We start from the raw sequence: 22,725 nt of genomic DNA on the forward strand, positions 1-22,725 counted from the left end.
AACAACGAAACATAGAAAGGGCTATCCAAATCGGATAGCCCTTTTTTATGTATAGCTGCTTAGAAATCGTTAGGCTGTTGCCAATACCTTTTGCTCAATTAACGGCTTAGACTCATGTGCAGGAACAGAACGTTCCATGCTCCATTCCCAATCGAATTGCATAGAGACTGCTAAATGATCCGATAATGCCTGATTGTTTGCATTGGTAAACAAGACACTTTCGACCTGATAATCCTTAGGCAAAAATTTCAGATGCTCGCTATCTCTAAAGAAAATCTTGTCTAGACTTTCTGTGTCATTATTCAGCGAGAGCATATGCTGTGCAACAAATTTCGGAATGATTTCTGGGAATACGTTCTTCCGTAGGAAATTCACCCATCCATCGGTCAGACCGGTCGACTCAATGAATTCATAGAGGTTATCACGTTTGTATGCATAATGTGCATTAAAGTCGCCCATTACTATCAACGGTTTCCCTTCAGAGTGTTCATTAATGTACTTCGCCAGCTGCCTAAAATTCTCTCGGCGAGCTCTCGTTGCACGAGCGACATCACTAGAGTTTGCATGAACATTATAAACATCAACAATAATCCCCGGTGCCAATTGAATTTGTGTAAAACTAAAGCCTTTGACTGTCCAACAATCGGGACCAGAACAATGGCGCCATGGGATGCGGTGATAGGATAAAATGGGAAAATGGGATAGAGTATTCAAACCGTCTCCAATCGGTATTTTACCTTTATGATTGGTTTTATATTCATGTTCATTGCGGGAGTAGAAGGAGTTATTATAATTAAAATCTTCTTGCACATTCACGATGTCAAAAGACTTTATTTTTTCTCCAATCTCAGCGATAGCTTCTCTTCTGATGGTTTTGGCGGCAGAGATTCCTTGAGGTAATCCGGCTATATTATATGTAAGGACACTAAATTCGCCCTTGATTACCGAAGCATCCTCTTCTTGTTTTTCGTGAGGAAAATCAACCGATATGAGTTTGTTTTTTAAGTTGTTAAAAACAAACAAGAAAGCGATTACTAAACCTACAATAATTAATAGTACAGTCATTTATCTATAATTTGGCGTCAGCATATGTTTGTTCTCTCGCAGCATGGAGTGGCGACACATCGGGTGAAGAACACTCATCTTGCTTTTCTATTATCTCCCATCGAAAAGCCATTGAAATGGCACAATGGTCTGAAAGCGCCACTCCCTCTTTAGTTTGAAAGAGTTCTTTTTCTACCCGATAGCCTTCTGGAATCATACTTAGTTTCGAACTGCCACGAAAGTATATTTTATCTATACTTTCACAGGCTTCATCAACATCCAAAGCTAATCGTGCTTTAAATCCGGACACAACTTCGGGTATTTCTCCCCTGTTCCTAACTTCAACCCAACCATCTATCATTCCCGTTTCTTTTTTGAAATCACGGATATTATCCTCAGAAAAAGTATAATGGGCGTTGAAGTCTCCCATAATCAGTACAGCCTCCCCTTCGGAATGCTGCTTCACATAAGCGGCAAATTGAAGAAGATTCTGCTTTCGCGCTACAATTGCATCTTTGTTATCCTGGGCTGTGGCATGTATGTTATAGACGTCCAAGAACACGCCTTTACTAAGCTCCATACGTGTATAACTAAATCCTTTGGGGGTCAAACAATCGGCGCCACTGCAGTCCTTCCACGCTACGCGTTCGATCGCAACGATAGGATATTTAGACAAGGTGCTAAGTCCGTCACTAAAGGGAATTGTTCCCATAGCTTCCGTACGGTATGGATGCGAATTGTCGGCATATAGAAATTCGTTATAATTAAAATCCTCCTGCACATTCACAATATCGAAATGATTAATTCGCTGCCCTATGCTTCGTATACTGCTTGCTCGTGGTGTTTTCGCCGAGGATATGATTTGGGGCAAACCCGCAACATTGTAAGTCAAGACCTTTAGCTCTCCTGACATTGCTTCACTAAGGTTTGCAGTAGGGACGGAAACAAGCTGCTGGGAATTCTTGTTGGGTTTAAAACTGAGTATGAAACTAAGGCTGCAAAAAAGTAAGGTGAGTAAACCAAGCAACCTGAAATTCCAAGCTCTACTTTTTCGTGGATAAGGAAGATTGATTAGCATATGTATCTAAACTTTGCTCTATTACAAAATTAGAAGGGCATTGTAACCTATTCCTTTAGTTAAGATTAAACATTTGTTTATTGAAATAAAGGAAAAGATTAACTCATAACATCCCGGCAATATCATCTTTATAATTCCTTAATAAATTCTTCTCAAAGACTAAATATGAGGCTCTTACCTTTATCAGAACCCTTTAAACACTACGATATGAAAAAGGTTGCTTTTTTCTCAGAAATGCTTATTGAAGATTTCGATGGTGCCGCAAGAACTATGTTTCAGCTGATTAATCGAATCGATCAGTTTTCATATTCCTACTTTTTCATCTATGGGGTTGGTCCGGAGGAATTCCGAAATTTCAAAAGTCTTAAAGTGCCAACACTCAGAATTCCAATAAACGATGATTACTCTATTGCTGTACCGCAACTCGCAAAAAATAAAATTGAACAAGCTTTAGATAAATTTCAACCGGATGTTATTCATATCGCCACGCCTTCCATGCTTGGCTTTTTTGCATTGAAATATGCGAGAAGAAGAAATATCCCTGTTATCAGCATCTACCACACGCATTTCATATCCTATATTGCTTATTACCTTCGAAACTTAAACGCCTTGATTCGTCCTACAGAACAATGGATGAAGAAAACGATGCAACGTTTCTACAACAATTGCCAGCGAGTCTATGTTCCTACAGTCAATATAATGCAGGAACTTCATCAGCTTGGAATCGAACAGGAAAGATTAGCGATATGGCAGAGGGGTATTGATTGTGAACTTTTCAGTCCTGCAAAGAAAAACACTGCTTATCTAGAGCGTTTGACACGAAACAATAAACCAACTATTCTTTTTGCAAGTCGTTTGGTTTGGGAAAAAAACATTGAAACTTTGATTGCCATATACCGTCACTTAGAACACGAAGGCATGCCTTACAATCTCGTCGTGGCAGGTGATGGCGCAGCAAAGAATGATGCAATGGAACATATGCCTCAGGCCATATTCTTAGGAAAATTGTCTCATGAGGAGCTTTCTATGTTATATGCTTCCTCGGATGCATTTGTCTTTACCTCTACCTCAGAAACCTACGGGAATGTGGTTATTGAAGCTATGGCTTCCGGCTTGCCTTCTGTAATTGCCAATGGAGGAGGAAGTGGAAGTTTAGTGGATCATGGTCGAACAGGATTTAAATGCACGCCAAATAATGCGAAAGAATATGTTCACTACTTACATAAAATACTAAACAATAAAATTCTACATCACGAGATCGCGGACGCTGGACTGCAATATGTTAAACGGTTAGACTGGAACAGTCTTGCAGACATCTATTTCGCCGAAATCGATAGCTTGGCTGGACATTCATCGAACGATGTAATATGGGCGGCAAGCTAGTCAATCGAAACTGGGTTAAGCTGTTGGTTCTATGCATCGTCATCAGCTTTATCGTCATCTTCCTCGTAAATACAGATATCGATAGTACCAAGCAAGCCTTACGTTCAGTTGGTTTCAAATTTATCTATTTACTGATTATAACTTATGTAGCCTATTTTTTCGGCACATGGTCTTGGCATGCTTGTTTGGGCAAAGAAAGAAAGAAAATATCGCTATTTCAATTATTCTCTGTACGACAAATCGGTGAAACTGTTGGACAATTCAATCCGACTAGTGTCGTTGGAGGAGATATCCTAAAAGCCAAACTTCTTCAGCCTTATCAAATAGACAAGGCCAAAGCATTAAGTACTGTTGCAGCTTCTCGAATAACAGCAGTGCTTTCACAAATACTTCTGTTTTTGATAGCCTGTCTGTTTCTGGTGTTTAATAATAAGCATCTCGCATGGGTCGCCAACTGGGGATTTGGGTTTGCCGCACTTATATTTTTGCTATTATTAATTCAAGTCCTGTTTATTATTTGGATATCAAAGAGCCACGACCTAGAAAGACTGCAAAGTTCAGCGGATGCATCCTTTATTCGAAAACTAAAAAATCGAATTCAAAACTTGACTATTGATATAAGGATCTTTTATAAGAACGACAGAAAAATGTTCTGGTATTCCTATTTTCTTGCGGCAATCCATTGGATCATTGGAAGTTTAGAATTCTATCTAATCCTCATTTTATTGGGCTTTGACATTAGTATCCTAGATGGACTATTGCTTGATATGAGCGTGATTGTATTCAAGAGCTTTGGAGCATTCATTCCCGGGCAACTTGGCATAGAAGAACTTGGGAACAAACTTATGTTGACTTTAGTGGGTATAAGTTCCACAACTGTGTGGATTACAGTTTCTATACTGCGAAGAGCAAGGCAGATCGTCTGGATAGGAATCGGCTTCATGCTATATTTTTTTATCAAAAAGGATGTTCAGCGTGCCGCGAAGTCAACATCAGACATAAAAATGCTCGATAGTCAATAATTCTAGTTCTCACATAAAATTCAACGATATGCAATTGCTTAAACCTGAAATCCTCTTCGTTAGCCATAAATATCCTCCAGCGACTGGAGGTATGGAAAAACAAAGCTACGAACTTATTCAGGGCGTTGCTAAGCACACGAAGGTGCATTCATTAGTTTACAAAAAAGGAGAGCAGAATCTGATTACATTCTTTTTGGGGCTGAATCGAAAAATTCTTCAAATGCTAAGGGATAATCCGGGGATACAGGTTATACACTTTAATGATGGATTGATCGCCTCGCTGGCACTTTATCATAAAGGCTATGAGCATATCAAAAGAGTTGTCACCCTACATGGTTTAGATGTCGTTTTCCCATTGCAATATTTTCAACAAAAAATTATTCCCCAGTTCAATAAGTACGATTTACTCATCACCGTAAGTCATGCAACAGCAAAAGAAGCCGTATATCGAGGTATCTCGGAGAATAAGATAAGGATCATTGCCAATGGCGTCGATCATAAAATCGCAGATCAAAGCGAGATGAAACTGGAACAACTTCAAACAAAATACCCTACCCTTCTATCAAAACCCAATTATCTAATCACTTTAGGTCGTCCAGTCAAAAGAAAGGGCTTTTCATGGTTGCTGAATCAGATTGTACGAGATTTACCAAAAGACTTTCAATTACTGATGGTTGGTCCCTTTAACACAGAACCAAAGTGGACAGAGAAATTGCTAAGGCTGCTGCCAAGAAAGTTATATCATTTGTTTACACTATTTCTCGGCTATCCATCCGACGAAGCGCAAATAAGACAATTATTGAAAGATCCTGAAATAGCGTCAAAGGTCGTGCACCTAGGAAAAGTTCCATTTCATGATTTGCAAGCCCTACTCGCGAATAGTGCAGCTTTTCTCATGCCAAACATTCATGTACCTGGTGATATGGAGGGGTTTGGTTTAGTCTGTTTGGAAGCATCTCTAGCTGGGACGCTGGTGCTTGCCTCTGCGACCGAGGGAATTACCGATGCAATTCATGATCGGAAAAACGGTATTCTCCTGCCTTCTGCAGACAAAGAAGCGTGGAAAACTATGATCATCCAAATGCTTGAAGACCCAACTGCCTTCAACGACTTAAAAAAGAGTTATCAGGCTTATTCGCGAGCACATTATAGTTGGGAGAAGATGGCATGCAATTATTGGGACGTTTTTCAGGAACTCGTTAAAGAAGACCAATTATCCTACATAGACCTAAAAAATGTAAGTCTTAGCAAAGTATAAAGCATTGTCAAGTTGAATTGTATGCTAACTTGTTACCACATATTGTCTAAAGCCTTGCTGCTATAATCTATTTCTATTTGATAAACTTCAAATCGTTCGTCCATACTCCTCCTCTTTAATCAACACAGGACCTTCAACGGTATTGCTCCATGCTTATAAGTAAAATCATTTTTGTATTTTTACAAGGTTTGTGAGCATATCACAAACAGCATTAAAATTGACGGATTAGTAAATGAGTGACGAAATCAACAACATAGACGACAACAACGAATCGACCCAGAACCCAGACCAACAAAGCAGCACCGTTGCCCTTTCTGGTTTATATGAGAATTGGTTCCTAGATTATGCATCGTATGTTATTTTAGATCGTGCCGTGCCACATATCAATGACGGTTTCAAACCTGTTCAACGACGCATCCTGCATTCCCTAAAGGAAATGGATGATGGACGGTATAATAAGGCTGCAAACGTCATCGGTAATACCATGAAATACCACCCCCATGGGGATGCCTCTATCGGAGATGCTATGGTACAAATTGGGCAAAAGGACCTGTTGATTGATTGCCAGGGTAACTGGGGAGACCCTATTACGGGTGACTCCGCTGCTGCACCTCGTTATATCGAAGGACGATTATCCAAATTTGCAAACGAAGTTGTCTTCAATCCGGATACTACAGATTGGCAATTGAGCTATGACGGTCGTAATAAAGAGCCCGTAACACTTCCTGTCAAATTCCCGCTTCTGCTTGCGCAGGGTGCCGAAGGAATTGCGGTAGGTCTTGCAACGAAGATTATGCCGCATAACTTCAATGAATTGATTGAAGGCTCTATACAAGTTTTACGGGGCGAACGTCCGTCTATTTATCCTGACTTCCCTACTGGAGGTCTCGCCGATGTTTCGGGTTATAATGAAGGAAGACGTGGAGGCAAAATCCGCGTGAGAGCGAAGATTGAAGAGCGTGATAAGAAAACCTTAGCCATAACAGAAATACCCTACGGAACAACGACCGGAAGCTTGATCGACAGTATTGTAACGGCGAACGAAAAGGGTAAGATCAAAATAAAAAAGATTGAAGATAATACAGCCGGAACGGTTGAAATTATGGTTCATCTTGCACCTGGAATCTCTCCGGATGTAACGATTGATGCCCTTTATGCATTTACAGGCTGTGAAAGCTCCATCTCTCCAAACACCTGCGTAATCAAGAATAACAAGCCGCTCTTTATGAGTGTCAATGATATCTTGATCGAAAACACAAAACAGACAAAAAGTCTCATAAAACAGGAGTTAGAAATCCGTTTGCATGAGTTACAGGAAAAAATCTTCTTTAGCTCACTTTTAAAGATTTTCATTCAGGAAGGGATGTACAAGCATCCAGACTATGAGAATGCCGGCGATTTCGACACTGTTGTCACCGTTTTGAACCGCCTTTTCGAACCTTTCTTCCCGCAGTTCTATCGAGCAATTGAGCCAGAAGACTATAAACGTCTGATCGATAAGCCGATGAGCAGTATTACCAGATTTGACGTTAAAAAGGCTGACGAACAAATGAAATCTCTTGAAGACGACATCAAGGAAGTTCGTAAGAATTTAAGAAACCTGACAGAATACACCATTGAATGGTTCGAATATATTCGCGGCAAGTACGGGAAAGATCGCGGCCGCAAAACTGAACTACGTGTTTTCGATCGTGTAGAAGCTACCCAGGTAGCATTAGCCAATGCTAAACTATATGTCAACCGTGAAGAAGGATTCATAGGAACGAACATGAAGAAAGACGAGCTTGTGGGCGATTGTTCTGATATCGACGATATCATCGTTTTCCGTGCAGATGGAAAATATTCTGTTGTCAAAGTTCAAGATAAGGTCTTTGTCGGAAAAGATATTATACACGTCGCGGTATTCAAAAAAGGTGATGATCGCACCGTTTATAACGTGATATACAAAGATGGTGGTACTGGAACAAGTTATATCAAACGATTCGCAGTAACAGGTGTGACGCGTGATAAAGATTATGATATTGGCAAAGCGACGAAAGGCTCTAAAATTCTGTATTTTACAGCAAATTCTAATGGCGAAGCTGAGGTAGTAAACATCCAACTAAAACCGCATTCAAAACTTCGTAAGCTAACTTTTGATATGGATTTTGCTGAAATCGCAATTAAGGGTAGAGCCTCGCAAGGAAATATTGTAAGCAAATATCCGGTTAAGAAAGTGTTGTTCAAAAGTGCCGGGGTTTCCACTCTTGCTGGACGCAAAATCTGGTATGACGATGTTTTAAAACGTCTAAATGCAGATGAAAGAGGACGATATCTAGGTGAGTTCGATGGTGATGATAAGATATTATTGACCATGAGCGATGGAAGTTATGAACTTTCAAACTTTGACCTTAGCAATCACTTCGATGATAAAATGACGCGAATGGAGAAGTTCCACCCGCAACAGGTTTATACTGCTATCCACCAAGATAACAAAGGAACTTATTACGTGAAGCGTTTTAATTTTGATGACTTGCCAGTTGGAAAACGTATGAAGTTTATTGGCGAAGATAGTAAGCTTATTCTTCTTACCAACAATGATGAGCCGATGGTTTCTTTGGATATCCTTAAGGGTAAATCTCAGACAAAAGAGCATATCGATCAACCTTTAAATGAAATCGTTGATGTGAAGGGAATGAAAGCTCAAGGAAATAGGCTGTCGTTCCATACAGTCAAAAAGATTAAATTGTTGAGTGAAGAAAAAGACCTTTCGACAGCTCCCGAACCTATAAAGGAAGAAGCGACGGAGGTTCGCTCTACTGAAAATGTTGAAAGTCCGGCTGAAAACACAGAGAATACAGAAAAGAATGACGCATCTGATATTTCGTTAGAGATAACTAATCCAGACGATATTCAGATCGATGACTCTGGACAAATGGGATTGTTCTAGACATCATATAAATAATGAGGGGGCATTCAAAGCCCCCTTCTATTTCTTATGAACGTTTCTGTTTTCAAAGGCTATCAAGCACTTTTCATCCCCATCGCTGACTCAAAGGAACCCTGATGGCTTTTTATCTTTCCCACCAAAATAATTGATTAAATCCCGACTTCTTCGTCCAATTTAAAGATTTATAATAACGTGAATAGTTATATTGATGTTGATCCGGAATATAACATGATAACCCCGAAAACTTCTTTAACGGAACACCCAAAAAATGAGTCGTATAAATCTTAAAGAGAACGACTTTATCAATCGCTTCCTCTAATTTTTTAGCAGCTTCGAAATTCAAGTGTCACTGTCCAAAATCTAGAAAATCAAATGCGGAAATTGGCGACGTTCGGTCCAAATCTAGTCGCTGAATACCATCTCGACGAACCCTTTTAACATTCATCTCCGATATCAACAACCTTGTAGTTTCTGCTAACGTTTCTAATTGCTCCATGTCAATGAGGGAAAATGTTGCAGAACGCAAGATGCCGTCCTTTTCGTTATAATACTTATAAGTGGCTCGCGCGACTTCCATTAGCCCAGAAGGTATATCCTGGTGAAACAACCCATTCAAAACTTGATGGTAGGGCATTCCTGTGTTGATTATCTCTGTCGGAGAAGCTAAAACGAGTGGCGTTATATCCTTCAGTTCATACAGGACCTCTACAGATGCCATTGAACAAGCATCAAAAACAAGAAAATCTAAATTAGTGGGCAGTGCTTTTTTCAGCGCCTTGATATCCATTGTCCTACCGTCATCATCGCCAAAGGATCGTGTTTTCAGTTTCGAAGTCCCCGGCAACCAGTTCGAGGCATGTGACCAAAGCACCAATCCATAAGACTTCGCCGGGGCTAATTTCTGCATATCATCCATCACCATTTTCATGATTTTTGGATCGGAAGAATCATGGTCAGGATAGCTTTTCAGAACGGCGCTCTTTATTTCACGGGAATTATCATAACTAATGCGATATATACGAGGAGATTGACCAAAAATCTTTGCATAGACGATTAACGTGCCATCAATATTCCGAAAACCCTCTTCCATTTGATTTATGTTGTCATAAGCATTTCCTGCGAGATTATTGTTTGCAGCCATGTAAAGAAAGATGGTCCGTTCTGCTAAAATCTCATGGGGTTCCTTCTTACAAGAAAATAATACAGCTAAAATGAAAACTGCAAATAGTCGATATAACCAAATATTAAACATGCTCGTATTTATCAAATTCGTCAATTGATTATTTCCTTAATTAGGTAAATAAGAACAGGGAAATGGTCAGAATAACCATTTTGAAACATATTACCTGAAAACGTGCGAAAGGGATAACCCTTATAACGACCTTCCTTACTGATCAAAAAGTCGGGATTGAAGATCTCAGATTTCCAAAATTTTAAAGCGCCTCGATCCGCATCAAGCAATGCTGATGAAATGATCAATTGATCAAATAAATTCCATTTGCCTAAATACCCTAAGGTTCCAATACCACGTTGATAATAGCCGTACATCGTATTAAACAATCCACCCGGAGCAACATGTTCTTTTTTTACTTGAGCTTTCAACACTTTAGTTAAGCTCTTATCGACTGGATCATCATTAAAATCGCCCATAATGACAATCTTAGCATCCTTATCTACGCGTTGGATCGAATCGATACTCGTTTTTAGAATGTTCGCAGCATGTCCTCTAAGCTTCCATGAGTCTGCGGTAAAACGAGAAGGCCAGTGGTTTACATAGATATAGATTATCTCGTTCGATAATCGTCCTTTCACCAACAGAATATCCCTTGTGACATAATCAGCGTTTTCAGGCATCCTAAAGGGAATTGCTTTTGACTCAATTAGCTCAAACTGTCTAGCATCGTAAAGCAAGCCAACATCGATCCCCCTACGATCTGGAGAATCGAAATGCACAATTTGATATTTATTATCTCGTATCCCTGGATCGGCAACCAAATCTTTTAAAACTTGTTGATTTTCGACTTCGCAGACTCCAATGAGAACTGGTCCCGAGGGACTGTACTGTCTGCCCAGTTGGGATAACACCTGTCCCAGTCGTCTTATTTTCTTAGCATACTTTTCCTCCGTCCATTGCAACGGGCCCATCGGTGTAAATTCTGCGTCATTACCCGACGTGTCGGCGATGGCATCAAATAAGTTTTCCAAATTATAAAAAGCAAGAGGAAAAACCTGAAACTGTTTCTTTTGGGCCAGTAGAAGACACGACAAGTGAAGATAAAAAAAGAAAAACAGGGTAAGAATGAATACTCGCTTCATCAGTTACTGGTTTTACTGTTTAATACAATCACTTCTTCCTTCTTTTCTACCGCACTGCCACTTAATTCGATATTATCCAGTCGGAATCCAATCTTATTCGATTGCGATGACGAGATGAACTCAATGATAAGATTAGCGCTTTGAGGCAAACCTTTCAACTCAATAGGATAGAATTTTCCATTATCACCAGCAGCGTTAGAAATAACTTTGCTCGGAACCGCCATCATATTGCCATTAACACGAATCTGAATCTGATCAAGATTTGCCGTCGAACCCGCATCAAATAAATTCGCTGTTAATTCATATTTAAGGTTAATAGTGCCCTTATTCAGACTGTTGATTCCGGAAATTTTAACCGTTGCATCTCGATTTGCCGGCAACCAGATATGGGCACCGCTTCCACTGGAGATACTTCGTATATCCGCATTTTTACTGTCATCCTCATATTTCACTGGTGCTTTCATATCGAAGTCGGTAAAATCATTGATCTTTGGCCTGTTGCCCGACCCGTAACGCTGGTTACCAAAAGTCTCTCTAAAGAATATTGCTGTATTCGGTTCAACGGTCTCTTCTTCCGTCCCGTCAAAATTGCCAATATCTGATTTCGTTCTTAAGACCAATTGCCAAGCACCATTAAAGCGCCCCAACACCCCGAACAATTTCCCCTTGCCTTTTGGCAAGGGCTCACGAGAGAAATCTGCATAATTACTCGTTCGAACATCTAGCGTTTTTCCAGAGGCGTCTTTGATGCTTTCATTCGTCGTTCGATCTCCGGTAATAAACGCGTTCTTTCCACCGTTGATGAAGCGGATATCATTCAATTCAACCAATTGATGCAAATACTCCTCAGACATATCCGAAATCGAGATTTTCTTTGCCTCAACGTTCTTCATATTCGGCCAAGAATTGGCGAAGGCACGAGTCTGAAAATCATCCCAGCGAATGCGGTTTGCCTGTGTTTTCGCCATACCTAACTGCAACTCATCGCCATATTTCAACATATATAAACCTTTCAAATGCACGAAGAGCTCCTGCCCTACTTGATAAGAGCCATAGATCGCATTCTGATCGATGCCGATATTCAAACCCGCTGTCTCATCTTGTATATAGATCTGTTTATAGATATTCCCAGACTCATCATTTCCCACAACCGTACCTTTAATAATAAATTCGTCGGTAACTTCCGTTGGGGCTGTAATGTTTTTGAATTGCGTCTTAAGTTGCTTAATGCTGATATTATTCAGTTTTCCACTGTATTTAGGCTCCGTTAAAGGTGGCGGAGTATAATCGCGTTCGCAAGCAGCAATAACTAAAGCAACTAACAGCGATAATATGATGTAGATCTTCTTCATCGTTTTTATTTTTTAGAATCTATAACTTGTGTTGAGAAACACATTCAAACCCTGCATATAGAAGTATCTAGGCGCAAATTGATTCGGCCACTTCGTGCTCAACCGACCCTGCTCGAATCCTCCGGTACGAATTTTCTTATCGTTCAGAAAGTTGACGATAGAAAAGTTAACACTTAACGACTTTCTATTTTTCAGGTAGAGCAATTTGCCAATCGACGCGTCAAACGTAATAGCGTCCGTTAAGCGCTCCTGCGCGCTTAACTGTAGATATGCATTATAACTCTGAGTATCATTGGGATTGATATTAGCATAATTAGATGCAATGCGGCGTAGAGGGACTGCAGATAAATACATTCTCCCTGCATAATTGCCGCTTAGTTCGAAAAACCAGAAATCATAAAAATATCGTGCCGCCAAAATTCCGGCGAACTGAGGTGTTCCCGAAACATATACATGTTTTAAGTACACCTTCTCCTGTACATTTACCAATTTTCCATTTTCAGAATTCATAGTCCCCATTGGATTTGCGGAATAAAAATACTCACCCAGATTCAATATAGCATCGATGCTCCAATGCCGATCAGGCGTCAGTGTCGCTGCTGCTTCTAAACCACGATGCACCTTCGATACACCCGATAATTGGTGGAACACAAAAGTTCGCTCCGAATCATGGTAGTACTGCATCCGCTCAACCTGATCATTAAAATTCGTTTGGAATAGACTAATTCGACCGGCTATTTTCGGCGTGGAGAAAATGTAGTTCAAATCACTCTGAAAAACACGAGCACTTTTGAGGTTTAAAGCCGTTTGATCGGTCGATCGAGACATGATGTAAGCGCGGTCCGGAACAGGGGCCTCCGTTAGCAAGCCCACGTTCACAGATAGAAAATGTCGACCCGAAAACTTATAGTTCATACCTCCTTTTAGTGCAAAATCAAAAAACTGATGTTTTGTTCCCTTGCCATATGAAGAGTTTGGAAATCGACCATTTTTCATCTTTCCGCTTCGTCTGAAATCAACATAAGAGAACTTACTCCCATAATAGAAATCGAAAGACTTCGTCTTATGCTGATTATTAAACCAAATACTTGCCGACTGTATTCCGATTTCAAAGTCATAACCAAAAATATCACCGACATACACTTTACGATCTGGAAACAATAAATCGTTCTGCTTTCGAGTTTCGAAATCTGCAAACTCTTTCTCGCGTTCGGCGAACTTATCGTAGTCTGTTACGAAATCTGCACCCAACAAGTCATTAACTGTTTTATATTGAAATGAAGTCGATTTTCGAGCCTCTACACCCGCCGTAATGGACATGTTATTGTCATAAAGCTTATGGAAATTAACATTCATGGTGCCCTCTAATAAATCAAAATGCCGACGCTCGACCATGTAGAGTGCCTCGCCTGCATATTTCCTCCGATGCTCCGGATTTCGGTTTTGCGCATAGAGATCATCCCAGTCGATTTGGGTGATTTTTGAATCTCCAGAAATCCATCTATTCGTTAATCCACTAATGTCTAAGGATGTACGGGAGCTATCCTGTAATTGAAAGGACGGTAATTTCCTGTAATAGTCTGGTCTAGGATCCATCGCATCATACCAGTTCAAGGCTGAATTGCTATAACGCCCATAATGTACCATCGCTCCACTGCTTAACGACGTTCGCTCGTCTACACGCCAAATGTGTGATAGAATAGCCGTAGGATCAAAAGCCTTCACGATTCTTGAATTCCGAACCTTCCCATTTTGATAACCCCAATTTGGATTGTAGAGATTATTCTTGGTCAAGTCGTAGGCTTCCTGAAATGACGACCCCTGTTGTCCGCGGACGACCGGTGAACCATAGGTAACAAGAGATAGGGAATGTTGTCCCTCAGCCCATTGTCTTTCGACAGACAGCGCATAAGAAACATTTTCATAAGACGTTCCTTCGATATAGCCACGGTCGGAAAATCGCCCACCTAAAGCACCTACAAATGCCCAGCCGCGATCAGACATCCCCGTCGCATAGCTTAGAATACTACGAGCATAGTAATTCCTATTTGTATAAGATAGAGTAACCCTGGCTCCGGGGGCATATGACCCTGCCCGCATATTGATATTTTCAGACCCACCTATGGATCCAAAAGTGAAAGTTCCGCTATTATTGTAATTGACCACATCACCATTACGCGTCAGGTCATTCAATGCACCAATGGATGCATAATTAAATACTCGACGGTATTGGTCATTTGCCAATACCCCATTGATAAAAGTCTGTTCGTAGATTGGATCATAGCCTCGAACACGATATCGAAATGGAGACAGCTTAAAGCCAACTTTATTCAGATAAATATCATTCGATAAGATGACAGAGGATTGAACCTCTTGATTCGAGATATCAGCATCGCCAAGAATATCTTCGTCAATAACGCCCAACAGCATTTGGTAGTCAACTTTCGGTTCTAGCACAAGCTCTATTGGGTCTAAGCGTAAAGTATCACCTTCCTTAATAATCAGCTCTAACTGAAAAGGTCGATAACCTGCTGCTCGGATACTAAGCTGTTCAGATCCTGCTTCTAAATTCACAAACAGGAACTGACCATTCTCATTGCTGATTGTTGATTGCTGATTATTGGCTAGGTCTATCTGTATGCCAACCAATGGAGCCTGCGTTCCTGCTTCCAGAACCACACCACTGACCTGTGCTTTCTCTTGAGCAATAAGTAGCATGCTTCTCCAAAAGAGAAAGAATATTATGATGAGTAGCTTTCTACACATACGCAATTATATTAATCATTGAAAACTGAAAGAATGAGGCTAGAGAATTAGCCTCACTCATAGAATCAAATCTGGGTGTTAACCCTATTTGGTTCCGAATATTTTGATGTTATCGATACGATATCCAGCCTTATTCTCTGCAGCTTGGGCTGAAATCTCTACAGTTAAGTTTGCAGCACTCGCAATACCGTTGATTGCAACCTCGCTAAACTGGTTCTGCCCCCCTAAGGTTCCACTCGTTGGATAATCTACTCCATTGATCTTAACCTTCAGTGCAGCAATGTCAGCGTTATTTCCATTAGCAGCTTGCTCATAGGTCATTCTTAACTTCGTATAGCCCGCAGCATTGATATTTTCAATCTTCCTACCCGTCGTTCTGTTGGCCGGAAACCAAACATGTGTATCCATGGTTGATGTTTGGCGAATATCTGCCCAACTGTCGGTGTACAAATCACTATATTTAACCGTTTTATTTTTAAAGTCTGAATAGGTTGCAAATCTACCACGAGGATTTGATCTAGGCCCTTGTTCACCAAAATCTTCTTCAAAAAAAACTTGTTCAACGCCAACCGGGTCGATCGGTTTGATAGGCTCTTTGTCTTTATCCAAAATAACGCTGCTACCAGGCACAATCACCCAATCCGTAATCGTTGTTTCACCGATCTCAACAGCTTTTGTTATTCCCGCTTCCGTACGTAATTCGATGGTGTGATTGTATTTTTTTCCAGCTTCTAAATTGTAGGTAGTAGGCAATTTCCAAGTGAAGGAATTAGTGCCGATCGTGAATACAACGTCTTTTCCGCCATAAACTTCCGGAATCAAAATCGCTTCAACTGTTGAACCTGTTGTTCCAGCAGTAACTTTTGTCGAAATGTTTGTCGCAGTGGTCGGCGCTGTTAAATTCCCGCTCGCTAAATCTAGTGAAGTCTGTGATAGTATGTTCTGGTAAGTAACAGCTAAACCATCTAAATTAGTAACACCAGGGCCTGCTTTAACTGTAATCTCTACTTTCGATAAGCTATGCTTGAAATTCAGCTTTGCAATTTCAGAGTCCTTGCTAAAACCTGTCGCATTATTAGAATAAAGGACGTCGATGGCAGACTGATTGCTCTGATCAGCAACATTGATTGCTACGCTTTTATCTCGAAGATCTGCCTTAAAAGGATAGTATGCAACAAAGTCTACAGTACCTTCATTAGGGTAGTTGATAATATCGTCTCCTGTGGCAGTAAAATTACCATTCCCAGCAGTGCTATATTTTTTATTTCCCGCAATTACATTACTTAAACCTGTACCTTGCTTCATAAAAACACCGATCGCATCGTCCTTGTCCCAAGAATTTCCGGATACGCGAGTTGTGCTATTTCCTGCTATCGTAGATGTGAATTGTACTCCATTTTCTGCCGTTTCTTCTAGATCACGGTAGGCATCGTTCTTACACGAGCTTCCTAGCAATAAGGCCAAGAAAGCCACGCTCAATATTTTTTTTGTGTTCATTGAATGAGTAATTATTTGTAAAAAAAGTAAAAAATTTATCGCCAGATTTGATTGTCTATTGTCCGTTTGACCGAAGGATCCAAGCCTGGAAAAAATGTCAAGCCTGTTAACTCTTCTAGGTCCGCCACACTTAATCGGTGGCTCATAAAATTATTGTCTGTCGGGAAGTATTTATTATCCATCTTAAAGCCGATGGCGTAGTAATTGCTACCTCGTTTGACCGCCAAAGCCTTGTAATAATACTTTGGACGTGCAATTCTGTTCCTCCCCCTATCCATAACATAGTCGATCGTTTGGTCGTCTTTCGTTTGAATGACAGCGCCTGTAACGACATACATCGTATCAACAGCCGACTGAAAAGTCCAATTGCGTATCTTGTCTTCCAAACGCATCCATAGGCCTTGATTCAAGAATGACTCCTGAGCCGTCATATTGGTATAATAAAATGTCGTCGCATTTTCAGCGAAGTTCTTCGTGCGGTCCGCGCTCGGTAATTGGTGGCCGCGATCAATGCCCGTTATACCAAAACCACTGGAAAGAAATGGTTGTGTATTTTGAGGAAATAGAGGATCGTAGCTCCAAGCATTCGTGCGTCGCTGAGAACCTACATAGTCGCGACTCAGCGGATAAGCAACCCAATGAGCTAACCTATTTACCTTATCATATAGCATCGAAAAGTTTCGCTTCGACCCATCAGGTGTCATTCGGAACTTATATTCTAGATTTGCATTGGCTTCGATCCTCGGCACTTCTAGATAACTAGTCTTTACCTCAGGAAGTACTTCTCCTCCACGCAACGTGAGCTCATACTGATAACGATTACCTGCCATAAGTGGAAGGTTCATCTCACCAATATTCCATGTATAAGTACCTCCATTCGCATCATGGATTACCAGTTGTGATGAGCGAGGTAACTGTCTAGGAAATAGCATCCATTCCACTGTCGTTTCCTGCTTATTATTCTTCGAAACAAATCCCTCTACATCCTTTAGAACGTCATATAGATCAAGATCCTTATTTGCTAGGTCATAAGTCGCCCTCGTTGGAACCTGTTTTAGGGTTGCCTTCAAATTTGATCTTGAAGTATTACTTAGCGTAATCTGAAACTTAACCATCAATCGCTCGAATACCAAGGAAACAGGGTCCTGTTTAGATATGGGACCTGCCTCGCTCTGCCCATGTAAAAAGTCAAGCGCTGATTGATTCTGCTGGTTCTCAATATCTAATAAACGTGTCAGCAACGGAACGCGCTGAAAAGGATGGAAAGCTAAAAAACGAACTTCTTTATCTTTGGGAAACTGAAATGATTCGTTGACATCGGCAGGGCGCAAATTCCCGCCTCTAGAAGCGATAAACTTTTTATTGAAAGCCTGGGGGAGGATGCTTCCGCTTGTGAACTTATCCGTTTCATACATATATATACTCAGCGAGTCCTCAGTATCCCATACATTACCAGACACGCGCGTGATGCTCTCTCCCGAGATTTTACTACTGAAAAGAACAGAAGAATCCTGTTCTATGACGTCGGAAAGGTTCGCCTCCTTTCGACAAGATTGCGTTATAGTTAAAATTAAAAATAAATAAATTAATCCGACTCTTTTCATTATTTCTTAGCTATTCTATTGTACAGGCGCATAAAACTATATTTAGCTGTTTTGAGCGCTCGATGCTAAATTAAAAATGAAATAATAACTTTAAATATCTTGCTTATTAAGCAATTGTTATTAATCTAAAGTTTTCAAGGATTTAACAGGGTAGAATAAAAATGTTGGAGTACAAACAGTAGGAAGAACCGAGAAACCGCTGGCTATATTTTCTTAACGTAGAGAGACTAGCTTAACGAAAAAACTCCCATGTTTCCTTCGACAACAGCAAAACAATAAAAATGCTCAATGGTCTGCGAAAACAATCAGATTGCGTAAGGACAGAATTCAGAAAGATTAAGGCAAAAAAAAATCACTATTTCTAGTGATTTAAACTCTTTAGGTATTTGTTGAGCTTCGGCGCGATGACGACCTGACAAAACTGATTCTGAGGATTCTGATTGAAGTAATCATGATGATATGCTTCGGCCTCCCAAAATCTCGAAGCAGGTTCAACTGCAGTAACGATAGGACTATCAAATACTTTCTCAGACTCTAATGCCTGAATAAAATCCATTGCTGCTAGTTTTTGCGCTTCATCGTGATAGAATACTACCGAACGATATTGCGTACCTACATCTGCGCCCTGACGGTTTAACGTAGTAGGATCATGCGTCTTAAAAAACACTTCCAATAACTTCTGAAAACCAATCTGGCTCTCATCAAAGTCTATTTCAATAACCTCCACATGACCTGTCGCACCTGAACAAACCTGCTCGTAAGTCGGATTTTCACGCTCTCCGCCCATATAGCCCGGACGTACCGAATTAACCCCTGCTGTATTTTGAAAGATAACTTCTGTACACCAAAAGCATCCCCCTCCGAATGTTGCCTTCATTTCTTTTCCTTTATTTTTACATACAAATTTACAAAGAATTGCCTACTTAGCCGTCTCGCTTTTGTAATGGAACTTTCCTTTTTCAATGAGATCTTGCTTTTCCGTATCGCAAACTGCAAAAGTAAACCCATCCTGCAGCGCATAAGATCCATACTCACCCTGCTTATTCAGTGCCAGAAAACCAACCTGTATATCCTTAGCAATCTCTGGTTTTTTCTTAACAATACGGAGCACCGCCTCTTTGCAGGCATCCTCTGGAGAATAACCTTGTCGCATCAATTCAACGACCAAAAAACTCCCCACTGTACGAATGACCTCCTCGCCGACTCCAGTAGAAGTTGCACCACCAATCTCATTATCTACATACAGTCCTGCTCCGATAATCGGGCTATCACCCACACGACCATGCATTTTGAATGCCATTCCGCTTGTTGTACAAGCACCAGACAAATTTCCATTAGCATCTAAGGCCAACATACCAATGGTATCATGATTATATTGGTTCCCGGGTAAACGATCCGTCGCAAACGACTTATTCTCAATATTCATTACCGGTTCATATTTCTTCTCTTTTAACCATTCTTTCCAAGCCTTATCAGCCTCAGGTGTCAATAAATTATCCTTCTGAAATCCACTCTCCAAGGCAAATTGCATTGCCCCCTCACCTACTAGCATAACGTGCGGCGTTTTTTCCATCACTAAGCGCGCAACAGATATAGGATGGGCGATATGCTCCATCGCGGCTACTGAACCACAATTTCCAAACTCATCCATGATACACGCGTCTAGCGTGACATGTCCGTCCCGATCAGGATATCCCCCTTTTCCAACCGTATGATTTGATAAATCTGCTTCCGCAACTTTTACGCCCTGTTCAACGGCATCTAACGCCCGTCCATTCTTCCCTAGAACCTCCCATGCAGCTTGATTTGCAGCAACGCCAAAGTCCCAAGTTGAAATGACAATAGGTTTTTTTCCTTTAGATTTGGATGGACTCGGCTGAGCGCAAGATACAGCCGATGCCAACGTGCCTAAACTCGCAGCACTGAGGACGCCCTGTTTAATGAATGTTCTTCTGGAATGCATAAATTTTTTATTATTCATAATGGTTACTTAAACAACAAATATAGAGGTTTCGACCGAAATTAAACGTTTTAGTAAAATGTCAATTAATGCAGTAATTCTAAAATAATCTTGCAAGAAATTGCATACTTTTTTACGATTGTGGATAAAAAAGCTAGGGAAATCGAGGTTATCACCATATTTATTCGCATATTTATGCACATTTACCTCAGTTTTAGCAATTTTAATCGATACCAATGAACAAGAAAATTATTCATATTGTTTGTTTATCCCTATTCGCTGTACAATTCAGTTACGCACAAAGCGATTCCACAACTTTTAAAAAAATACAAGCGGTTGTAGCACAAGCAAAACAAAACTTTGCTCCTGACAAGCGGACGAAAATAGTTGCTATCACAAAAGCAGACGCCAATAATAACCAGTACTTTATTGAATCAACGGAACCTGCAGCGAACGACTATATTCTGCAGCAGGTAAAAGAATTGAAAGCAGAAGTTAAGATCAACAATCTGCCGGATAGTTCAGTTGCCGACAAAACGCATGGAGTGATAAATTTGTCGGTGGCGAATCTACGTACGCAGCCCGGACATGCTTCTGAAATGGCAACTCAAGCCATATTAGGAACTCAGGTCGATATACTCCAAAAAGATAAGGGCGAGTTTCGCGTGAGAACACCTGAAGGCTATATTTCTTGGATTCCTGCTTCATCGGTTGTACCTATGGACAAAGCTACTTTCGAAAAATGGAAAAAACAGCAGAAGATTATCTATACCCAGGATTTCGGAAAATCGTATTCTAAACCCGATAATCAGAGCATACGTGTATCAGACTTAGTTTATGGCAATATTCTTAGCTTGCTCGGGAAGGAAAAAGGATTCTATAAAGTAGCTTACCCCGACAACCGTATTGCCTATATCCCCACTTCCGAAGCTATTAGCTTCGATCAATGGATATCGACTAGAAAACTGACATCCGATAATGTTTTAGAAAGTGCGAAAACGATGATGGGTCTTCCCTATCTTTGGGGCGGCACGTCTGTAAAAGGTGTGGATTGTAGCGGATTTACAAAGACTGCTTTCTATATGAATGGCGTGGTCATTCCTCGCGATGCTTCTCAACAAGTATTGGCTGGAGAAAAAGTCGATATACTAGACGCTGAAGGGCATTTCGAACCTACAAAAGCATTGAAAAACTTAAAACCTGCCGACTTATTATTCTTTGCTTCTGGAAAAAACAGCAACCCAAATGCACGCGTAACACACGTCGCGTTGTATATTGGCAATGGCGAATTCATTCACTCAGCAGGAACAGTTCGAATCAACTCTATGCTAAAAGACGCGGCAAACTACGACGATTTCCAAACCCGTACGGTAGTTGCTGCAAAACGCTATATCGGGGTCGACGATCCACAGATACAAACCATAAAGAACAATCCGTATTATAATTAACAAACCAATGAGTGCAGCTTGGCAATCAAAAAAAATGGGGAAATTCACCCTACGCTACAGACCTTACACGTTAGAGTTACGTCATGTTTTTACTGTAGCATCCTTCAGCCGTTCAACAACACCAGTTGTGCTGACCGAACTTGAATATGATGGAATAATCGGATACGGCGAGGCAAGCATGCCCCCCTATTTAGGCGAGACGCAGGAAAGCGTAATCAACTTTCTAAGCAAGTTAGATCTTTCTGCCTTTTCTTCACCTTTTGAAACTGCAGAAATTCTGAGCTATGTCGATCAGGTCGACAGCAAAAACACAGCAGCAAAGGCCGCTCTAGACATCGCCTTGCATGATCTATTGGGAAAAATCATGCAGCAACCTTTCTACAAAATCTGGGGCTTAAACCCTGATCTTATCCCAGCAACATCTTATACCATAGGTATTGATACGGAGGATATGATCCGAAAGAAAGTAGAGGAAGCCGAACAGTTTAAGATATTAAAAGTAAAGCTGGGCCTAGATACCGATAAGATGATTATTGACACCATTCGTTCGGTGACTGATGTGCCACTATGTGCTGACGTGAACCAAGGATGGAAAAATAAAGAAGAGGCCTTAGAGATGGCGAACTGGCTTCATGAACGCAACGTTGTGTTTTTAGAGCAACCCATGCCAAAAGAAATGATTGACGAGAATGCCTGGCTTACCGAGCACTCGCCAATTCCAACGATCGCTGATGAGGGCTGCCAACGTCTAGCTGATGTAACCGCATTACAGGGGGTATATACGGGGATTAACATTAAGCTGATGAAATGCACAGGCATGCGTGAAGCAAAACAAATGGCTGAATTAGCGAGAGCATTGGATATGAAAGTCATGCTAGGATGTATGACGGAGACATCCTGCGCCATTTCGGCTGCTGCGCAATTAGCGCCGTTAGTGGATTGGGCGGATCTTGACGGAGCATTACTGATTGGAAATGACATATACGAGGGGATGTATGTGGAGAATGGACTCTGCAGACTACCCGACCGACCGGGAATCGGTATTATAAAAGCTTAAAAAACAAAAAA

At 40.8% G+C, this 22,725-nt stretch carries 16 protein-coding genes; 6 read left to right on the top strand and 10 right to left on the bottom strand.

Annotated elements, in window-relative coordinates; genetic code table 11:
- Positions 1–69: 69 nt before the first annotated feature.
- Together DSM08_RS14605 and DSM08_RS14610 are read right to left on the bottom strand one after the other, a co-directional pair.
- A complete protein-coding gene (locus DSM08_RS14605; protein WP_149526848.1) occupies positions 70–1,065 on the bottom strand; it encodes an endonuclease/exonuclease/phosphatase family protein in 996 nt (331 codons plus the stop codon).
- 4 nt (positions 1,066–1,069) lie between these two features.
- The gene (locus DSM08_RS14610) at positions 1,070–1,957 is read right to left on the bottom strand and encodes an endonuclease/exonuclease/phosphatase family protein (protein WP_187773873.1); all 888 of its coding nucleotides are present in this window, start codon (positions 1,955–1,957) and stop codon (positions 1,070–1,072) included.
- Between the two features lie 372 nt (positions 1,958–2,329).
- Here DSM08_RS14610 and DSM08_RS14615 point away from each other — a divergent pair, with 372 nt between their 5' ends.
- The 4 genes from DSM08_RS14615 to DSM08_RS14630 all read left to right on the top strand — a co-directional run bounded on the left by DSM08_RS14615 (position 2,330) and on the right by DSM08_RS14630 (position 8,714).
- Positions 2,330–3,505, top strand: coding sequence for a glycosyltransferase family 4 protein (locus DSM08_RS14615; RefSeq protein ID WP_149526850.1), 1,176 nt, complete (start codon positions 2,330–2,332; stop codon positions 3,503–3,505).
- Positions 3,490–4,527, top strand: a complete 1,038-nt coding sequence (locus DSM08_RS14620) for a lysylphosphatidylglycerol synthase transmembrane domain-containing protein (RefSeq protein WP_149526851.1) — start codon at positions 3,490–3,492, stop codon at positions 4,525–4,527. Before DSM08_RS14615 ends, DSM08_RS14620 begins: the two co-directional genes overlap by 16 nt.
- A gap of 28 nt (positions 4,528–4,555) precedes the next feature.
- On the top strand, positions 4,556–5,785 hold the full coding sequence (locus DSM08_RS14625; protein ID WP_149526852.1) for a glycosyltransferase family 4 protein: 1,230 nt from the start codon (positions 4,556–4,558) through the stop codon (positions 5,783–5,785).
- 232 nt (positions 5,786–6,017) lie between these two features.
- On the top strand, positions 6,018–8,714 hold the full coding sequence (locus tag DSM08_RS14630; protein WP_149526853.1) for a DNA gyrase/topoisomerase IV subunit A: 2,697 nt from the start codon (positions 6,018–6,020) through the stop codon (positions 8,712–8,714).
- Positions 8,715–9,060: 346 nt separating this feature from the next.
- Here DSM08_RS14630 and DSM08_RS14635 read toward each other — a convergent pair whose 3' ends face one another.
- From DSM08_RS14635 to DSM08_RS14670, 8 genes are all read right to left on the bottom strand, one after another.
- The gene (locus DSM08_RS14635; RefSeq protein WP_223110821.1) at positions 9,061–9,966 is read right to left on the bottom strand and encodes a clostripain-related cysteine peptidase; all 906 of its coding nucleotides are present in this window, start codon (positions 9,964–9,966) and stop codon (positions 9,061–9,063) included.
- Positions 9,967–9,986: 20 nt separating this feature from the next.
- Complete coding sequence (locus tag DSM08_RS14640; RefSeq protein WP_187773874.1) at positions 9,987–11,030, bottom strand: endonuclease/exonuclease/phosphatase family protein; 1,044 nt, start codon at positions 11,028–11,030, stop codon at positions 9,987–9,989.
- The gene (locus DSM08_RS14645; protein WP_149526855.1) at positions 11,030–12,382 is read right to left on the bottom strand and encodes a DUF5689 domain-containing protein; all 1,353 of its coding nucleotides are present in this window, start codon (positions 12,380–12,382) and stop codon (positions 11,030–11,032) included. Before DSM08_RS14645 ends, DSM08_RS14640 begins: the two co-directional genes overlap by 1 nt.
- A gap of 12 nt (positions 12,383–12,394) precedes the next feature.
- Positions 12,395–15,100 (bottom strand): TonB-dependent receptor, encoded by a 2,706-nt coding sequence (locus DSM08_RS14650; RefSeq protein WP_223110822.1) that lies wholly within the window; start codon positions 15,098–15,100, stop codon positions 12,395–12,397.
- A 132-nt stretch (positions 15,101–15,232) separates the two neighbouring features.
- Entirely contained in the window at positions 15,233–16,645 is a 1,413-nt protein-coding gene (locus DSM08_RS14655) for a fimbrillin family protein (RefSeq protein ID WP_149526857.1), read from the bottom strand.
- Positions 16,646–16,680: 35 nt separating this feature from the next.
- Positions 16,681–18,249, bottom strand: a complete 1,569-nt coding sequence (locus DSM08_RS14660; protein ID WP_149526858.1) for a DNA/RNA non-specific endonuclease — start codon at positions 18,247–18,249, stop codon at positions 16,681–16,683.
- A 361-nt stretch (positions 18,250–18,610) separates the two neighbouring features.
- Positions 18,611–19,126: a peptide-methionine (S)-S-oxide reductase MsrA gene (gene msrA / locus DSM08_RS14665; RefSeq protein WP_149526859.1), complete on the bottom strand. Its 516-nt coding sequence runs from the start codon at positions 19,124–19,126 to the stop codon at positions 18,611–18,613.
- 42 nt (positions 19,127–19,168) lie between these two features.
- Positions 19,169–20,212 carry a N(4)-(beta-N-acetylglucosaminyl)-L-asparaginase gene (locus DSM08_RS14670; RefSeq protein WP_149527743.1) on the bottom strand — a complete coding sequence of 348 codons (1,044 nt, stop codon included), beginning with the start codon at positions 20,210–20,212 and terminating at the stop codon, positions 19,169–19,171.
- Between the two features lie 233 nt (positions 20,213–20,445).
- Here DSM08_RS14670 and DSM08_RS14675 point away from each other — a divergent pair, with 233 nt between their 5' ends.
- Together DSM08_RS14675 and DSM08_RS14680 are read left to right on the top strand one after the other, a co-directional pair.
- Entirely contained in the window at positions 20,446–21,657 is a 1,212-nt protein-coding gene (locus DSM08_RS14675; RefSeq protein WP_246172282.1) for a C40 family peptidase, read from the top strand.
- A 34-nt stretch (positions 21,658–21,691) separates the two neighbouring features.
- A complete protein-coding gene (locus tag DSM08_RS14680; RefSeq protein ID WP_246172284.1) occupies positions 21,692–22,714 on the top strand; it encodes a dipeptide epimerase in 1,023 nt (340 codons plus the stop codon).
- The last annotated feature ends 11 nt before the right edge of the window (positions 22,715–22,725 follow it).

The sequence above is a fragment of the Sphingobacterium hotanense genome, assembly GCF_008274825.1.
Classification (GTDB): Bacteria; Bacteroidota; Bacteroidia; order Sphingobacteriales; family Sphingobacteriaceae; genus Sphingobacterium; species Sphingobacterium hotanense.

Coding starts and splice junctions, on each gene's coding strand:
- DSM08_RS14605 (WP_149526848.1), bottom strand. CDS start 1,065: ATGACTGTACTATTAATTATTGTAGGTTTAGTAATCGCTTTCTTGTTT.
- DSM08_RS14610 (WP_187773873.1), bottom strand. CDS start 1,957: ATGTCAGGAGAGCTAAAGGTCTTGACTTACAATGTTGCGGGTTTGCCC.
- DSM08_RS14615 (WP_149526850.1), top strand. CDS start 2,330: ATGAAAAAGGTTGCTTTTTTCTCAGAAATGCTTATTGAAGATTTCGAT.
- DSM08_RS14620 (WP_149526851.1), top strand. CDS start 3,490: ATGGGCGGCAAGCTAGTCAATCGAAACTGGGTTAAGCTGTTGGTTCTA.
- DSM08_RS14625 (WP_149526852.1), top strand. CDS start 4,556: ATGCAATTGCTTAAACCTGAAATCCTCTTCGTTAGCCATAAATATCCT.
- DSM08_RS14630 (WP_149526853.1), top strand. CDS start 6,018: ATGAGTGACGAAATCAACAACATAGACGACAACAACGAATCGACCCAG.
- DSM08_RS14635 (WP_223110821.1), bottom strand. CDS start 9,966: ATGTTTAATATTTGGTTATATCGACTATTTGCAGTTTTCATTTTAGCT.
- DSM08_RS14640 (WP_187773874.1), bottom strand. CDS start 11,030: ATGAAGCGAGTATTCATTCTTACCCTGTTTTTCTTTTTTTATCTTCAC.
- DSM08_RS14645 (WP_149526855.1), bottom strand. CDS start 12,382: ATGAAGAAGATCTACATCATATTATCGCTGTTAGTTGCTTTAGTTATT.
- DSM08_RS14650 (WP_223110822.1), bottom strand. CDS start 15,100: ATGCTACTTATTGCTCAAGAGAAAGCACAGGTCAGTGGTGTGGTTCTG.
- DSM08_RS14655 (WP_149526857.1), bottom strand. CDS start 16,645: ATGAACACAAAAAAAATATTGAGCGTGGCTTTCTTGGCCTTATTGCTA.
- DSM08_RS14660 (WP_149526858.1), bottom strand. CDS start 18,249: ATGAAAAGAGTCGGATTAATTTATTTATTTTTAATTTTAACTATAACG.
- msrA (WP_149526859.1), bottom strand. CDS start 19,126: ATGAAGGCAACATTCGGAGGGGGATGCTTTTGGTGTACAGAAGTTATC.
- DSM08_RS14670 (WP_149527743.1), bottom strand. CDS start 20,212: ATGCATTCCAGAAGAACATTCATTAAACAGGGCGTCCTCAGTGCTGCG.
- DSM08_RS14675 (WP_246172282.1), top strand. CDS start 20,446: ATGAACAAGAAAATTATTCATATTGTTTGTTTATCCCTATTCGCTGTA.
- DSM08_RS14680 (WP_246172284.1), top strand. CDS start 21,692: ATGGGGAAATTCACCCTACGCTACAGACCTTACACGTTAGAGTTACGT.